The sequence below is a fragment of the Aliisedimentitalea scapharcae genome (genome assembly GCF_045277565.1).
Classification (GTDB): domain Bacteria; phylum Pseudomonadota; class Alphaproteobacteria; order Rhodobacterales; family Rhodobacteraceae; genus Aliisedimentitalea; species Aliisedimentitalea scapharcae.
Genome location: NZ_CP123584.1, coordinates 4,313,581 through 4,329,454, shown reverse-complemented (window position 1 = coordinate 4,329,454; position 15,874 = coordinate 4,313,581). Strand labels below are relative to the sequence as shown.

The window sequence follows — 15,874 nt, the reverse complement described above, 5'->3', positions numbered from 1 at the left end:
GGCTCCCGCGCCTGATCGCGCCCCTGAGGGGGCGAGATACAGCCTTGGGCCGGGCGCCACGCCGGGGCGTGGCGCGGTCGCGCCCTTTGGTCATGCCGAACGATATGTCAGATTGTCAGAGAATTGCAGCTGTGATGCCCCAGAGCGGAATTCAGGCATGCGTTTCAACTGCCGGATGGCATCGCGTACAAAGGCGGTCGCCCGGGTTCGGTCCGGTTCGTCTTCGGGCATGTCCAATTTGCAGAACAGGCTGATCACCTGGTTCTTGAGCGTCATGGCGACGTTGGCCTGATGGCGCGCCGACAGCGGGTCATAAGAATAGTGTGAAATTTCGATATCGGTTACCAGCACAGTGTTTTTCCCATTTTGCCTCAGGAATAAGGTGCTGTTCAAATGCGGTGGAACTGTGGCCCGGCCGTGCTGATTTCGTGCTGGCCGTGAGAGGATACGCATCAGAAAAAAGCAAGCAATTTCCTGTAAAACGGGTCTTGAAGCATCGCCACTCATTCCCCAGATTGAATGCGAGGCCCGAACCGGGGCGTGCCGCATAGCGGGCGTCAGTACCTACATCGGGCGCTTGTAAAAGGAGAGACGAGATGGACTTGAACAAGTTCACTGAGCGGGCACGTGGTTTCGTGCAGGCAGCCCAGACGATCGCGCTGCGCGAGGGACACCAGCGTCTGGTTCCCGAACATATTCTCAAGGCACTGATGGATGATGATCAGGGGTTGGCGAGCAACCTGATTTCACGCGCGGGCGGCACGCCGTCACGGGTGGTTGAACACCTGGATGTCGCCATGGGCAAACAGCCCAAAGTCAGTGGTGATGCAAGCCAGATCTATATGGATGGCCAGACCGCCAAAGTACTGGACGAGGCCGGAAAACTGGCGAAAAAGGCTGGCGACAGCTTTGTGCCTGTCGAACGGGTTCTGATGGCTCTGTGCATGGTCAAATCCAAGGCCAAGGACGCATTGGACGCCGGTGGCGTGAGTGCGCAAAAGCTGAATGAAGCCATCAACGACATCCGCAAAGGGCGCACCGCTGACAGCGCCAGTGCCGAAGAAGGCTATGATGCGCTCAAGAAATACGCGCGGGACCTGACCGAGGCCGCAGCCGAAGGCAAGATCGATCCAATCATTGGCCGGGACGAGGAAATCCGCCGCGCCATGCAAGTGCTGAGCCGCCGGACCAAGAACAATCCGGTTCTGATCGGTGAACCCGGTGTGGGTAAGACTGCGATTGCCGAAGGTATGGCGCTGCGCATCGTCAACGGCGATGTGCCTGAATCCCTGCGCGACAAGAAACTGTTGTCGCTGGACATGGGCGCGCTGATTGCCGGGGCCAAATACCGGGGCGAATTCGAAGAGCGCCTGAAGGCGGTTCTGACCGAAGTGACCGAAGCCGCCGGTGAAATCATCCTGTTCATTGATGAAATGCACACGCTGGTTGGCGCGGGAAAATCCGATGGTGCAATGGATGCTGCGAATCTGATCAAACCGGCGTTGGCCCGTGGGGAGTTGCATTGTATCGGTGCGACCACGCTGGATGAATATCGCAAGTACGTGGAAAAGGATGCGGCTTTGGCCCGTCGGTTCCAGCCGGTTGTGGTGACCGAACCCACAGTTGAGGACACAATTAGCATCCTGCGCGGGATCAAGGAGAAATACGAACTTCACCACGGTGTGCGGATCAGCGATTCCGCGTTGGTGGCGGCTTCGACTCTGTCGCACCGGTATATCACCGACCGGTTTTTGCCGGACAAGGCGATTGACCTGGTGGACGAAGCGGCCAGCCGTCTGCGTATGGAAGTAGACAGCAAGCCCGAAGAGCTGGACCAGCTGGACCGTCAGATCCTGCAATTGCAGATCGAAGAGCAAGCCTTGCAACTCGAAGATGACGTGGCCTCCAAGGATCGGTTGGAAACCTTGCAGAAGGATTTGGCCGATCTGCAGGAAAAATCCGCCGAGATGACGGCCCAGTGGCAGGCGGAACGGGACAAGCTGGCAGGGGCACGCGATCTCAAGGAGCTGCTGGACAAGGCACGTGCCGACCTGGAAATCGCCAAGCGCGAGGGCAATCTGGCCAAGGCCGGAGAGCTGTCCTATGGCGTGATCCCCGATCTGGAGAAAAAGCTGTCCGAGGCCGAAAACCGGGAAGACAGTGGGCTGATGGTCGAAGAGGCGGTGCGCCCGGAACAGATTGCTGCCGTGGTGGAACGCTGGACCGGCATCCCGACGTCCAAGATGCTCGAAGGCGAACGGGAAAAATTGCTGCGCATGGAAGATGACCTGCACGCACGCGTGATCGGTCAGAATTCGGCGGTGACTGCGGTGTCCAATGCCGTGCGCCGCGCCCGGGCCGGACTGAACGACGAAGGTCGTCCGCTGGGCTCCTTTCTGTTCCTGGGGCCGACCGGCGTGGGCAAGACCGAATTGACCAAGGCCGTCGCGAATTTCCTGTTTGATGACGACAACGCGATGGTGCGCATCGACATGTCCGAATACATGGAGAAACATAGCGTCGCGCGTCTGATCGGGGCCCCTCCCGGTTATGTCGGGTATGACGAAGGCGGAGCGCTGACCGAAGCCGTTCGGCGTCGCCCCTATCAGGTCGTCCTGTTTGACGAAGTTGAAAAAGCCCACCCGGATGTGTTCAACGTGCTGTTGCAGGTTTTGGACGATGGGGTGCTGACCGATGGTCAGGGGCGCACGGTCGATTTCAAACAGACGCTGATCGTGTTGACGTCGAACCTGGGAGCGCAGGCTCTGAGCCAATTGCCTGAAGGAGCGGATGCGTCCGACGCGCGTCGAGATGTGATGGATGCGGTGCGGGCGCACTTCCGTCCCGAATTTCTGAACCGACTGGACGAGACGATCATCTTTGACCGTCTGGCACGTAAAGATATGGACGGTATTGTGGATATTCAGCTGGCCCGTTTGAAAAAGCGGCTTGCCGGACGCAAGATCCAGCTGGAGTTGGATGAAACCGCAAAGACCTGGTTGGCGGATGAAGGGTATGATCCGGTGTTTGGTGCCCGCCCATTGAAGAGGGTGATCCAACGCGCCTTGCAGAACCCGCTGGCGGAGCTGCTGTTGGCCGGTGATGTCAAAGATGGTGACACGCTGCCGGTATCTGCTGGAAGCGATGGGTTGATCATCGGGGACCGGCTGGGCACTTCGGACCGTCCGCGTCCCGACGATGCGGTTGTGCATTGATCCGATTGAGCCGCAGTTAGATGAAAAAGCCCGCCGGCAATGGCGGGCTTTTTTGTCCAAAACAGAAAATAACAGCGGTTGTTATTCGCCAATGGCTTCCTGAACGATGTCATCGAGCAGCTTCTGTACTGTCTGCATTGCCCCTTCAGGGAACTGGCGATAGCCCACGACGACCTGATCGGACCCAGGTTGCTGGGCGAGAAAGATGTCATACGGGCAAAAGACGATGTTCATCGGATCTGCCTCCATCACCTGACGGGATATGGTGGCAGAACAAAAAGAATAGACGTCGGCCTTTTCAAACAAAACCATATCTGAACCAACATCCGCCCGTGTGCGTTCCAGCATGGCACCTACGTGGCTGACGTGGTCCACAACCAGACCTGCATCGGTAATTGCGCTCTCGATCCCAAAGGCGACGTCATCAAAATCCTGATCTGTCGTATAGGTCACCATGTCCTGTGCTGTAGACGTCTGGGCGCAAACACCCAAGATTGCTGCAAAAACGAATTGTTTCATCTATCTTCTCCCAATGTGATCCGGCGTGGCTTGCCAGCTGCGCCCTTCCCTTTCACTGTTCGTGAGAGTCGCGCAGTACTGCCTTGCGATACGTCAACATATCGGAGTTTTTGCATGGGTTTTGCAATGAAGGCTATAGAATTCTTTGCGATAAGTTTTGTTTCTATCATCGGGCTGGTGGCGGTCTTGGCCGTCGTCATGTTTGTGGTCGACCGGTTTCAAACCAGCGATGCAATCCGGCGCAATTATCCGGTAATTGGCCGGTTTCGCCATCTGTTCAGCGAGTTGGGCGAATTTTTCCGGCAATACTTCTTTGCCATGGACCGGGAAGAGCTGCCATTCAACCGGGCGCAGCGGGAATGGGTTGGTCGGGCATCCTCCGGGAAAAGCAATACGGTGGCTTTTGGGTCTACGCGCAATCTGAACATTCCGGGCACACCAATTTTCGTCAACGCTCCGTTTCCGCCACTGGATGACCAATACGCCAAATCCGAACCTCTTGTGATTGGGCCCACGGCCCGAACCCCCTTTGACGCGCCGTCGTTCTTTAACATCTCGGGGATGAGCTATGGCGCGATTTCAAAGCCCGCGGTTCAGGCGTTGAGCCGAGGTGCCAAAGAGGCCGGTGTCTGGCTGAACACCGGGGAAGGGGGGCTGAGCCCGTTTCATCTGGAAGGGGGTTGTGACGTCGTATTTCAGATTGGAACCGCCAAATATGGGGTACGCGACAGCGAGGGCAATCTGAGCGATGACAAGCTGCGCGAAATCGCCGCCCATGACACCGTGCGTATGTTTGAGCTAAAGCTGTCCCAGGGGGCCAAACCGGGCAAGGGAGGTATCCTGCCTGCCGAAAAGATCACGGATGAAATCGCGGCGATCCGAGGCATTTCCAAAGACCACGACAGCCTATCCCCAAACCGCCACCGCGAGATGAATTGTTTTAACGACCTGCTGGACATGGTCCGCCATATCCGCGGTGTCACTGGTAAGCCCGTTGGGATCAAAACTGTTGTGGGATCCGAAGAGGTGATGCGCGACCTGTTTGAAACCATCAGCCGACGTAGCGAAGAATGCGCGCCGGACTTTATCACCATTGACGGGGGCGAGGGCGGTACTGGTGCTGCACCGATGCCGTTGATTGATCTGGTGGGTATGTCTGTGCGCGAAGCCTTACCGTTGGTGGCGAACTTGCGTGATGAATGTGGGCTTAAGGATCGGATTCGGTTGATTACTTCGGGCAAGCTGGTGAACCCGTCGGATGTGGCCTGGGCGCTGGCGACTGGTGCGGATTTTGTAACTTCGGCGCGGGGCTTTATGTTCGCGCTGGGCTGTATCCAAGCGCTCAAATGCAACAAGAATACCTGCCCCACAGGGATCACCACCCATGACCCGAGGTTCCAAAAGGGATTGGTGGCAGAACAGAAATACCGTCGCGTGGCCCGCTATGCGACCGAGATCATCCACGAGGTTGAAACCATTGCGAATTCCGTTGGCGTGTCTGAACCCCGTCTGATGCGCCGCCGTCATATGCGGATCATGCAGGACAATGGGCGGTCGGTTCCGATGAATGAAATCCAGCCAAGTTACAGTCCCGTCGCTGAATCGTGAGAGGATATGTTTTGGCTGTTTCGACCCCATTCACTAAGTCATGTATAATGATTTAATCGAGGAGACACGCTGAATGGCTTACCGCTGGACCAATGATCTGACATCGGCTGATGTTACCCCACAGGCGGCATTCCTGAACCGCCGCCAGATAATGGCCGGAATGGCCGGGGCGGGATTGGCCGCGATGACCGGCGGCGCAGCGCAGGCTGGCGAAGGATTGGAGCCTAACAGCTGGGAAGACGTGACGACCTATTGCAACTATTATGAGTTCGGCACCGGCAAAGGCGATCCGTCTGCCAATGCCCACAGTCTGACCACCTCGCCCTGGAGTGTCACTATCGACGGGATGGTCGATCGCCCTGGCGAATACGACTTCAACGAAATCTTGTCCGAGATGACCATCGAAGAGCGGATCTATCGGTTCCGCTGTGTTGAGGCATGGTCGATGGTTGTTCCTTGGAACGGCTTTGAACTGGCCGATCTGTTGAACATGGCCGGTGTCAAGGATGGGGCCAAATACGTCGCCTTTGAAACCCTGTACCGCCCCTCGGAAATGCCGGGCACCCAATACCGGGTTCTGGACTGGCCATATAGAGAGGGATTGCGTCTGGATGAGGCTATGCACCCGTTGACCCTGATGGCCACCGGGATCTTTGGTAAGCCATTGCCGAACCAGAACGGCGCCCCGCTGCGGTTGGTGGTGCCTTGGAAGTACGGCTTCAAGTCGATCAAGTCGATCGTGCGTCTTACACTGACCGACAAGGAACCACCGGCAAGCTGGAACATGGCTAATCCTGGCGAATATGGGTTCTATAGCAACGTGAACCCCAATGTGGATCATCCACGCTGGTCCCAGGCGTCGGAACGTCCTTTGGGGGGCGGGTTGTTCGCACGTCGCAAACCTACTTTGATGTTCAATGGCTACGAAGAGGAGGTCGCCGCTCTTTATGACGGCATGGATCTGACAAGGTTCTATTGATGGTCGACGGTCTCAATGCCCTATTGCGCAAAGTACCGACCTGGGGAATCTACTTGGTCGGTGCTCTGCCTGTGCCATGGCTGTTCTATCAGGGGCTGACCGGTGGTCTGGGCGTGGACCCGATCAAGGCATTGGAACATGAATACGGCGAGCTGGCCCTGCAGCTTCTGTTGATCGGGTTGGCCATATCACCGCTGCGCCGATTTACAGGGATATCACTGATCCGGTTTCGCCGTGCATTTGGCCTGTTGGCGTTCCTGTATGTGTCCTGTCATCTTCTTGTCTGGCTGGTGTTGGATGTTCAGCTTCCCGATCAGATCTGGGCGGACATCGTGAAGCGACCCTATATTACGATTGGGATGATCGGGTTTGTGGTTCTGTTGCCGTTGGCGATAACGTCGAACAATGCGTCTGTGCGCAAACTTGGACCACGCTGGCGTCAATTGCATCGGTTGACCTATTTGGCGGTCCTTCTTGGTGCGCTGCATTTTGTCATGCTGGTCAAAGGGTTTCAGATTGAACCTCTGATCTACCTTGGTGTGGCGGTTGCGTTGTTGTGTCTTCGCATAAAGCTGCCCAGCCGCAGGATACTGGCCTGAAGCGACTCGGGCATTGGTGCCGAGATTGGTTTGGAGCCCACCTTCGCGAAAAAACCAACGATTCACCGGGGATTCGGCATGTTGATTCCACCGCGTTGTGGGCAATTTTGTGGGTAACTCTGTTGGTAACGCAATATGTAGAGGATGGGGTCCGCCGACGGTACAGTCTTGAGGTGACGTTCCATGTCTTCGCTCATTGGCTGCCCCCTCTAAGACATTGTTATTGTTTATATATTTGTGATTTTTTGAGAAAGTTGTATTTTTTGTAAATTAGGGGTTGCGGGTATGGTGGGTTAACCGTAGAACCCCCCTCACCGGCGGCGCTGAGGCGCACAACGGGACGCCAGACGGAGCGGCGGGGACGGACGGAAGGTTCGGAACTTGAGCGAAGTGAGGCGGAAAGAATTGGGGATAAGTTGAGCGGGCCGCGCTAGGAAGTTTAGCGCAGTCGGTTGATTTTGTCTCTCGGGTTGTCGGGTTTAGGCTTGGTGGTCCAACGTTATTTGACATTGCTAATATCTGAAGAGATATGTGGGCGGTTTGGTTCATTTCGATGGATCAGCCTCGCATATCGCGCTCTTAGGCTTCGGCCGATGATGGAGTGTCAGCTTCACTGTTTGGACGGCTTTCGGTTACTTTGGTAGCTGAAGCACAGACAAACAGAAAAGACGCATGATGGTTTCAGTAAGGCCATTATGTGGATGTGCAGAGGTTCGAACGTCAAGGACATGATCGCAAGATCATTTCAACTTGAGAGTTTGATCCTGGCTCAGAACGAACGCTGGCGGCAGGCCTAACACATGCAAGTCGAGCGCACCCTTCGGGGCGAGCGGCGGACGGGTTAGTAACGCGTGGGAATGTACCCAGATCTAAGGAATAGCCACTGGAAACGGTGAGTAATACCTTATACGCCCTTCGGGGGAAAGATTTATCGGATTTGGATCAGCCCGCGTTAGATTAGATAGTTGGTGGGGTAATGGCCTACCAAGTCTACGATCTATAGCTGGTTTTAGAGGATGATCAGCAACACTGGGACTGAGACACGGCCCAGACTCCTACGGGAGGCAGCAGTGGGGAATCTTGGACAATGGGCGCAAGCCTGATCCAGCCATGCCGCGTGTGTGATGAAGGCCTTAGGGTCGTAAAGCACTTTCGCCAGAGATGATAATGACAGTATCTGGTAAAGAAACCCCGGCTAACTCCGTGCCAGCAGCCGCGGTAATACGGAGGGGGTTAGCGTTGTTCGGAATTACTGGGCGTAAAGCGTACGTAGGCGGATCAGAAAGTAAGGGGTGAAATCCCAGGGCTCAACCCTGGAACTGCCTCTTAAACTCCTGGTCTTGAGTTCGAGAGAGGTGAGTGGAATTCCGAGTGTAGAGGTGAAATTCGTAGATATTCGGAGGAACACCAGTGGCGAAGGCGGCTCACTGGCTCGATACTGACGCTGAGGTACGAAAGTGTGGGGAGCAAACAGGATTAGATACCCTGGTAGTCCACACCGTAAACGATGAATGCCAGTCGTCGGGTAGCATGCTATTCGGTGACACACCTAACGGATTAAGCATTCCGCCTGGGGAGTACGGTCGCAAGATTAAAACTCAAAGGAATTGACGGGGGCCCGCACAAGCGGTGGAGCATGTGGTTTAATTCGAAGCAACGCGCAGAACCTTACCAACCCTTGACATCCTAGGACCGCCAGAGAGATTTGGCTTTCACTTCGGTGACCTAGTGACAGGTGCTGCATGGCTGTCGTCAGCTCGTGTCGTGAGATGTTCGGTTAAGTCCGGCAACGAGCGCAACCCACATCTTTAGTTGCCAGCAGTTCGGCTGGGCACTCTAAAGAAACTGCCCGTGATAAGCGGGAGGAAGGTGTGGATGACGTCAAGTCCTCATGGCCCTTACGGGTTGGGCTACACACGTGCTACAATGGCAGTGACAATGGGTTAATCCCAAAAAACTGTCTCAGTTCGGATTGGGGTCTGCAACTCGACCCCATGAAGTCGGAATCGCTAGTAATCGCGTAACAGCATGACGCGGTGAATACGTTCCCGGGCCTTGTACACACCGCCCGTCACACCATGGGAGTTGGGTTTACCCGAAGGCCGTGCGCCAACCTTTCGAGGGGGCAGCGGACCACGGTGAGCTCAGCGACTGGGGTGAAGTCGTAACAAGGTAGCCGTAGGGGAACCTGCGGCTGGATCACCTCCTTTCTAAGGATGTTCCTAGTCAGCAAGAACTTGTTTTTGTTCGTGGAACACTTAGCAACGGTCAGTAATCAAAACTGACCACATCACGGACCAGGCCGTCCTCATATCTCTTCAGCACACACCAGGCCTGCCGGCCTGTCTGGGTCGGTAGCTCAGGTGGTTAGAGCGCACGCCTGATAAGCGTGAGGTCGGAGGTTCAAGTCCTCCTCGACCCACCAAGACATTTTTTGCCATTGGCAGAAATGTCGTTGTCGCGACAGTGTCTTTTGCGGAGCAAAAGGTCACGATAGCGACTGCATAACGTGGGGCCTTAGCTCAGCTGGGAGAGCGCCTGATTTGCATTCAGGAGGTCAGGAGTTCGATCCTCCTAGGCTCCACCATTACTTTCCCGATTAGATCATCAAGCACTTAGTATTGAGTGTTTGATCGTCCAATCGGACGCACGCAACTTCGGTTGCATTGACATCGTTTAGAGAGAAAATCAATCAACACTGTTTGATCGCCACAAGTACGTGGATGATCTCAGTACGGTTCTGGTTCTTCGCAAGAAGGTCCAGAAGGCGTGATTGGAGATGTTTCCTCGTCTCCTTTGTGCGTATCCCGTCTGAAACGAACAGAGTTGTCCAAGTCAAGTACACTAACCCGGTTCAAATTCTGCACGGATTTGAACCAAATGTTCTTCACCCTCCACACGGGTCCGACCGACATCGGAAGTGTGGGTTCGGGGTGAAGAGCGGGAAAGTATGCTTTTGGTTCAGAAAGTTAAGGCCCCTTTAGTTACCAGCTGGGGTGCCGCGAAAGATCAGTCTTTCTCTTTCTGGATCAAATCAAGCGCGAGAAGGGCGTTTGGTGAATGCCTTGGCAGTAAGAGGCGATGAAAGACGTGATACTCTGCGATAAGCCATGAGGAGCTGAGAATAAGCTTTGATCCATGGATCTCTGAATGGGGCAACCCACCTGAAAGTTCATTATAATTACTTCGGTAGTTTATAATGTTCTTAAACAGGTACTTATAGACTGAATACATAGGTTTATAAGAGCAAACCCGGGGAACTGAAACATCTAAGTACCCGGAGGAAAGGAAATCAATTGATACTCCCCTAGTAGCGGCGAGCGAACGGGGACCAGCCGAGCCAGATGAGTGACTAGAACATGTTGGGAAGCATGGCCATAGCGGGTGATAGCCCCGTATAGGAAGCTTTGATGGACGTATTAAGTAGGGCGGAACACGTGAAATTCTGTCTGAAGATCGGAGGACCACCTTCGAAGGCTAAGTACTCCTTACTGACCGATAGTGAACCAGTACCGTGAGGGAAAGGTGAAAAGCACCCCGACGAGGGGAGTGAAACAGTACCTGAAACCGAACGCCTACAATCAGTTGGAGGGCCCTTGCGGCCTGACAGCGTACCTTTTGTATAATGGGTCATCGACTTGGTCTATCTAGCAAGCTTAAGCCGTTAGGTGTAGGCGCAGCGAAAGCGAGTCTTAATAGGGCGCATGAGTTAGATGGATCAGACCCGAAACCGAGTGATCTAGGCATGATCAGGTTGAAGGTGCAGTAACATGCACTGGAGGACCGAACCCACATCTGTTGAAAAAGATCGGGATGAATTGTGCCTAGGGGTGAAAGGCCAATCAAACTCGGAGATAGCTGGTTCTCTGCGAAATCTATTTAGGTAGAGCGTCATCCGAATACCCCCGGGGGTAGAGCACTGGATGGGTAATGGGGCCCCACAGGCTTACTGATCCTAACCAAACTCCGAATACCGGGGAGTACTAGATGGCAGACACACTGCGGATGCTAACGTCCGTAGTGGAGAGGGAAACAACCCTGACCTACGACTAAGGCCCCTAATTCATGGCTAAGTGGGAAAGCAGGTGGGACGACCAAAACAACCAGGAGGTTGGCTTAGAAGCAGCCATCCTTTAAAGATAGCGTAACAGCTCACTGGTCTAATCAAGTTGTCCTGCGGCGAAGATGTAACGGGGCTCAAGCCATGAGCCGAAGTCTAGGATGCACATTGTGCATGGTAGCAGAGCGTAGTGTGACATAGTCTCATTCCTCCTTAACTCCTTCGGGAGTATTGGAGGAGAGAGGCTTTCGATGAAGCGGGCGCGTGAGCGATCCCGTGGAGAGATCACTAGTGAGAATGATGACATGAGTAGCGACAAAGAGTGTGAGAGACACTCTCGCCGAAAGTCCAAGGGTTCCTGCTTAAAGCTAATCTGAGCAGGGTAAGCCGACCCCTAAGGCGAGGCCGAAAGGCGTAGTCGATGGGAACCAGGTTAATATTCCTGGGCCATGGAGTGGTGACGGATCTCGAAGGTAGTTCATCCTTATCGGATTGAATGGGCTGCTGAGAGGTTCCTGGAAATAGCCCTCCTATAAGATCGTACCCTAAACCGACACAGGTGGACTGGTAGAGAATACCAAGGCGCTTGAGAGAACTATGTTGAAGGAACTCGGCAAAATACCTCCGTAAGTTCGCGAGAAGGAGGCCCGGTTCCTAGGCAACTAGGGGCTGGGGGCACAAACCAGGGGGTGGCGACTGTTTATTAAAAACACAGGGCTCTGCGAAGTCGCAAGACGACGTATAGGGTCTGACGCCTGCCCGGTGCCTGAAGGTTAAAAGGAGGGGTGAGAGCTCTGAATTGAAGCCCAGGTAAACGGCGGCCGTAACTATAACGGTCCTAAGGTAGCGAAATTCCTTGTCGGGTAAGTTCCGACCTGCACGAATGGCGTAACGACTTCCCCGCTGTCTCCAACATAGACTCAGCGAAATTGAATTGCCTGTCAAGATGCAGGCTTCCCGCGGTTAGACGGAAAGACCCCGTGCACCTTTACTACAGCTTCACATTGGCATTAGGCCGAGCATGTGCAGGATAGGTGGTGGGCTTTGAAGCAGAGACGCAAGTCTCTGTGGAGCCTCCCTTGAGATACCACCCTTGCTCTGCTTGATGTCTAACCGCGGTCCGTTATCCGGATCCGGGACCCTGTGTGGCGGGTAGTTTGACTGGGGCGGTCGCCTCCTAAAGCGTAACGGAGGCGCGCGAAGGTTGGCTCAGAGCGGTCGGAAATCGCTCGTTGAGTGCAATGGCAGAAGCCAGCCTGACTGCGAGACTGACAAGTCGAGCAGAGTCGAAAGACGGCCATAGTGATCCGGTGGTCCCGAGTGGAAGGGCCATCGCTCAACGGATAAAAGGTACGCCGGGGATAACAGGCTGATACTGCCCAAGAGTCCATATCGACGGCAGTGTTTGGCACCTCGATGTCGGCTCATCTCATCCTGGGGCTGGAGCAGGTCCCAAGGGTACGGCTGTTCGCCGTTTAAAGAGGTACGTGAGCTGGGTTTAGAACGTCGTGAGACAGTTCGGTCCCTATCTGCCGTGGGTGTAGGATACTTGAGAGGAGTTGCCCCTAGTACGAGAGGACCGGGGTGAACGAACCACTGGTGGACCAGTTGTCGTGCCAACGGCAGTGCTGGGTAGCTATGTTCGGACAGGATAACCGCTGAAGGCATCTAAGCGGGAAGCCCCCCTCAAAACAAGGTATCCCTGAGGACCGAGGTAGACCACCTCGTCGATAGGCCAGAGATGTAAGCATGGTAACATGTTCAGTTGACTGGTACTAATGGTCCGATAGGCTTGATTTGATCCAGTAAAAGTAAGACTGCTGGCCTCATGTAGCGCTCCGCGCAATAGGCCAACAAAACTGGAACCAAACAAAAGCATACAGCCCCAAAAAATCTTGGCTTGGACAGCACAATGTTGATTGATCTCTATCCGCTCTGACAATGAATGGGTGACAACGCGCTTTCCTTTGGAAAACGCTGTCTGTCACTCTCACTGTCCCAGAGCGGACAGTGAGTATTTATTCGGTTTGGTGGTCATAGCACGAGTGAAACACCCGGTCCCATCCCGAACCCGGAAGTTAAGCACCGAAGCGCCAATGGTACTGCGACTTAAGTCGTGGGAGAGTAGGTCACCGCCAAACCTAATAAATACTCACAAAATCTCTCAATTCGATCCAAAACACACACCCAACAAAAAACACCAGACAAACTAAATAGCTCGCAAGTCGATATGTCTGGATGTTCGTGTATGACCTGCCTGGTTGCCATCGGGTTGATGGCTGTCGGCCCAGGTGGCGTTAGCCCAAAGCATGGGTGGGCTCCGCTGCCTGGCTGGGTATCTGGCCGATAGCATGAACGCGCGGTATGTCTTGGCCAGATGGCATCTCAACTTGCCAAAATGTCGTGACAATCTCTTCTGGTTCGTGTCGTTTGACACCCCGCTTTGATCACCGGGTTCCCAAATACAGGGGCGGGCCATTTCATTGGCGGAGGTTCAGGATTTTAGTTTCTCAGTCAAAATCCAAGTGATCAAGGAAGTCGATACAAATCGTATGCCTTGCGCATAACCGTCGGAAGATCTGAAACACGAAAATCACGCAAACTAATAACCTCATACGGGCTACCAGGACTGAAATCTGCGGGAAATTCGGCATATTGCACCGCCAGTATCAGGTGGAAATGCGTGAACGTATGGCGCACTTCGGCCTTCAATTCGCGCCATTGGGCGGCAAAGGGTGGCGCAGGGTTTGGTGCGTCGGTCCAATCAGATCCCGGCCAGCCGAGCATCCCGCCCAACAATCCCGAATCGGGGCGCCGTTCCAGCAACCAGTCGCCGGATTTGGATTGGGCAATATAAACTATGCCGTACCGCGTCGGCTTGGGCTTTTTGGGTGTTTTGCGAGGAAGTTCAGGAGCAGTGCCGGTTTTGCGCGCTTTGCATGGAAGTCGCCAAGGACAAAGACCACAGGCGGGCGATTTTGGTGTGCAGATGGTCGCGCCCAGATCCATCACAGCCTGTGCATAATCCCCGGGGCGCGCATTCGGTGTCAGATCCCCGGCCAGGCGTTTGAGTTCAGGTTTGACGCCCGGCAAAGGTGTATGAATGTCGTGCAATCGCGACATCACCCGTTCGACATTTCCGTCCAGTACAGTTTCAGGCCGATCAAACGCAATCGATGCGACGGCTGCTGCTGTATAGGGGCCTACCCCGGGAAGTGTTAGAAGCTCGTCATACGTATCAGGAAAAACACCATCGTATTCCGTCACGATGACTCGGGCGCATTTCAATAGATTGCGCGCCCGTGCGTAATACCCAAGCCCTGCCCATTCGCCCATAACGTCCGTGTCCTGGGCTGCGGCCAGAGCGGATACCGTCGGCCAGCGTCGTGTGAACCGTTCAAAGTAGCTGACCACGGCTGCCACAGTTGTTTGTTGAAGCATGATTTCGGACATCCAGACCCGGTAGGGGTCCGGGGCGGTTCCGGTGGTCCGCTCTTTGGGGCCAATCCGCCAAGGCATTGAACGGGCATTGCGGTCATACCAATTCAGAATGTCCTGGCTCAGTTCGTCCGGAGTCCAGTCTAGGTCACGCATTCTTTACACTTTCATTTCCGGTTTTGCTGGTACATGTCTCAGCGCTCTTTACAATAGGCGGCACAATCGAGCAAAACCATCACCATGCCACCCAGACGATCAACAACCCGCGGTTTTAAACGCACAGCGTCGCTTCTGAGCGATCAAATTCGTCGTGCAGGGGAAAGCCGGGGGTTTGCGGTCTCTAGGTTGCTGACCCATTGGCCGGAAATTGTTGGCGAAAATATTGCTGCGATCGCGCGTCCCGTCAATATCGGTTACGGCCGTGGTGGATTTGGTGCAACTTTGACAGTGTTGACCACCGGTGCCCAGGCACCGATGCTGGACATGCAAAAAGAACAGTTGCGCGCCAAGGTCAACGCCGTCTACGGCTATAACGCGATCAGCCGGATACGGTTGACACAGACTGCTCCAACTGGATTTGCTGAAGGTCAGGCCCAGTTCTCGCATGGCGCAAAACCCACAGCCCGGGCACCGTCAGCTGATGTTGTCAAAAAGGCGGAAGAAACAACCAAACCAATCGAAAACGACATGTTGCGCGAGGCCCTGGAACGATTGGGGCGTAACGTGATGACAAAACAGAAAAACCAAGGAAAGGGTGAAAAATGACCCGTCTAATGTCCGGTGTCTTTGCACTGGTTGCTCTTGTTGCCGGTGGTTATGCCGTGATGGGGTGGCAGGCATCCGCCCCTACCATACCTGAGAACCTGTTGGTCGGGGCAGCCAATGCCCAGGAGGCCGCTGATATCGACACGTCCACGATTGTCGAAATGGTACAGGGTGCCGAAGACGCGCCGATTACGTTGATTGAATATGCCTCTTTTACCTGTCCGCATTGCGCCAATTTCCACGCTGGCCCCTATAAACAGATCAAGGCGGACTACATAGACACCGGCAAGGTCAAATTCATCTTTCGCGAGGTCTATTTTGATCGCTACGGATTGTGGGCCTCAATGGTGGCGCGGTGCTCAGGGCCGGAGAAATTCTTTGGCATCACCGATCTGATCATGAAGGGGCAATCCGAATGGGCCCGTGCAGGCAGCGCCACCGAAATCGTCGATGGGCTGCGCAAGATCGGTCGCTTGGCCGGGACGGACAGCGATCAACTTGAAGCGTGCCTGATGGATTCCAACAAGGCCCAGACTTTGGTGACATGGTACCAGGAACACGCGACCGCCGATGGAGTCGAATCCACGCCTTCGTTCATCATGAACGGGAAAAAGGTTGAAAACCAGGCTTATGAAGACTTCAAAAAATTGCTCGACGCCGAGTTGGAGGGCTAAGTAAACGATCCGGGTGG

At 54.6% G+C, this 15,874-nt stretch carries 9 protein-coding genes, 2 tRNA genes and 3 rRNA genes; 11 read left to right on the top strand and 3 right to left on the bottom strand.

Going from position 1 to position 15,874, the window contains the following annotated elements:
* Positions 1–90: 90 nt before the first annotated feature.
* Positions 91–351 carry a hypothetical protein gene (locus tag QEZ52_RS20075; RefSeq protein ID WP_406646549.1) on the bottom strand — a complete coding sequence of 87 codons (261 nt, stop codon included), beginning with the start codon at positions 349–351 and terminating at the stop codon, positions 91–93.
* 245 nt (positions 352–596) lie between these two features.
* Here QEZ52_RS20075 and clpB point away from each other — a divergent pair, with 245 nt between their 5' ends.
* Entirely contained in the window at positions 597–3,215 is a 2,619-nt protein-coding gene (gene clpB / locus QEZ52_RS20070; RefSeq protein WP_406646547.1) for an ATP-dependent chaperone ClpB, read from the top strand.
* A gap of 81 nt (positions 3,216–3,296) precedes the next feature.
* Here clpB and QEZ52_RS20065 read toward each other — a convergent pair whose 3' ends face one another.
* Positions 3,297–3,734: a DUF302 domain-containing protein gene (locus QEZ52_RS20065; RefSeq protein ID WP_406646545.1), complete on the bottom strand. Its 438-nt coding sequence runs from the start codon at positions 3,732–3,734 to the stop codon at positions 3,297–3,299.
* A gap of 114 nt (positions 3,735–3,848) precedes the next feature.
* Between QEZ52_RS20065 and QEZ52_RS20060 the strand changes: the two genes are divergently transcribed.
* The 8 genes from QEZ52_RS20060 to rrf all read left to right on the top strand — a co-directional run bounded on the left by QEZ52_RS20060 (position 3,849) and on the right by rrf (position 13,121).
* On the top strand, positions 3,849–5,342 hold the full coding sequence (locus QEZ52_RS20060) for an FMN-binding glutamate synthase family protein (protein ID WP_406646543.1): 1,494 nt from the start codon (positions 3,849–3,851) through the stop codon (positions 5,340–5,342).
* Between the two features lie 73 nt (positions 5,343–5,415).
* A complete protein-coding gene (gene msrP, locus QEZ52_RS20055; protein ID WP_406646541.1) occupies positions 5,416–6,321 on the top strand; it encodes a protein-methionine-sulfoxide reductase catalytic subunit MsrP in 906 nt (301 codons plus the stop codon).
* On the top strand, positions 6,321–6,920 hold the full coding sequence (gene msrQ, locus QEZ52_RS20050; protein WP_406646538.1) for a protein-methionine-sulfoxide reductase heme-binding subunit MsrQ: 600 nt from the start codon (positions 6,321–6,323) through the stop codon (positions 6,918–6,920). The genes msrP and msrQ overlap by 1 nt, the downstream gene beginning before the upstream one ends.
* A 746-nt stretch (positions 6,921–7,666) precedes the next feature.
* Positions 7,667–9,130, top strand: a 16S ribosomal RNA gene (locus QEZ52_RS20045).
* Positions 9,131–9,268: 138 nt separating this feature from the next.
* A tRNA-Ile gene (locus QEZ52_RS20040) sits at positions 9,269–9,345 on the top strand.
* An 86-nt stretch (positions 9,346–9,431) separates the two neighbouring features.
* A tRNA-Ala gene (locus QEZ52_RS20035) sits at positions 9,432–9,507 on the top strand.
* Positions 9,508–9,952: 445 nt separating this feature from the next.
* Positions 9,953–12,780: ribosomal RNA gene (locus QEZ52_RS20030) — 23S ribosomal RNA — on the top strand.
* Positions 12,781–13,006: 226 nt separating this feature from the next.
* A 5S ribosomal RNA gene (rrf, locus tag QEZ52_RS20025) occupies positions 13,007–13,121 on the top strand.
* The 16S, 23S and 5S rRNA genes sit together here with 2 tRNA genes alongside, the layout of an rRNA operon.
* 388 nt (positions 13,122–13,509) lie before the next feature.
* On the opposite strand, the gene mutY is transcribed toward rrf, so the two are convergent.
* A complete protein-coding gene (gene mutY, locus QEZ52_RS20020; protein WP_406646535.1) occupies positions 13,510–14,574 on the bottom strand; it encodes an A/G-specific adenine glycosylase in 1,065 nt (354 codons plus the stop codon).
* An 84-nt stretch (positions 14,575–14,658) separates the two neighbouring features.
* On the opposite strand from mutY, the gene QEZ52_RS20015 reads away from it, so the two are divergent.
* The gene (locus QEZ52_RS20015; protein WP_406646533.1) at positions 14,659–15,183 is read left to right on the top strand and encodes a DUF721 domain-containing protein; all 525 of its coding nucleotides are present in this window, start codon (positions 14,659–14,661) and stop codon (positions 15,181–15,183) included.
* Positions 15,180–15,857 (top strand): DsbA family protein, encoded by a 678-nt coding sequence (locus QEZ52_RS20010; RefSeq protein ID WP_406646531.1) that lies wholly within the window; start codon positions 15,180–15,182, stop codon positions 15,855–15,857. The genes QEZ52_RS20015 and QEZ52_RS20010 overlap by 4 nt, the downstream gene beginning before the upstream one ends.
* The last annotated feature ends 17 nt before the right edge of the window (positions 15,858–15,874 follow it).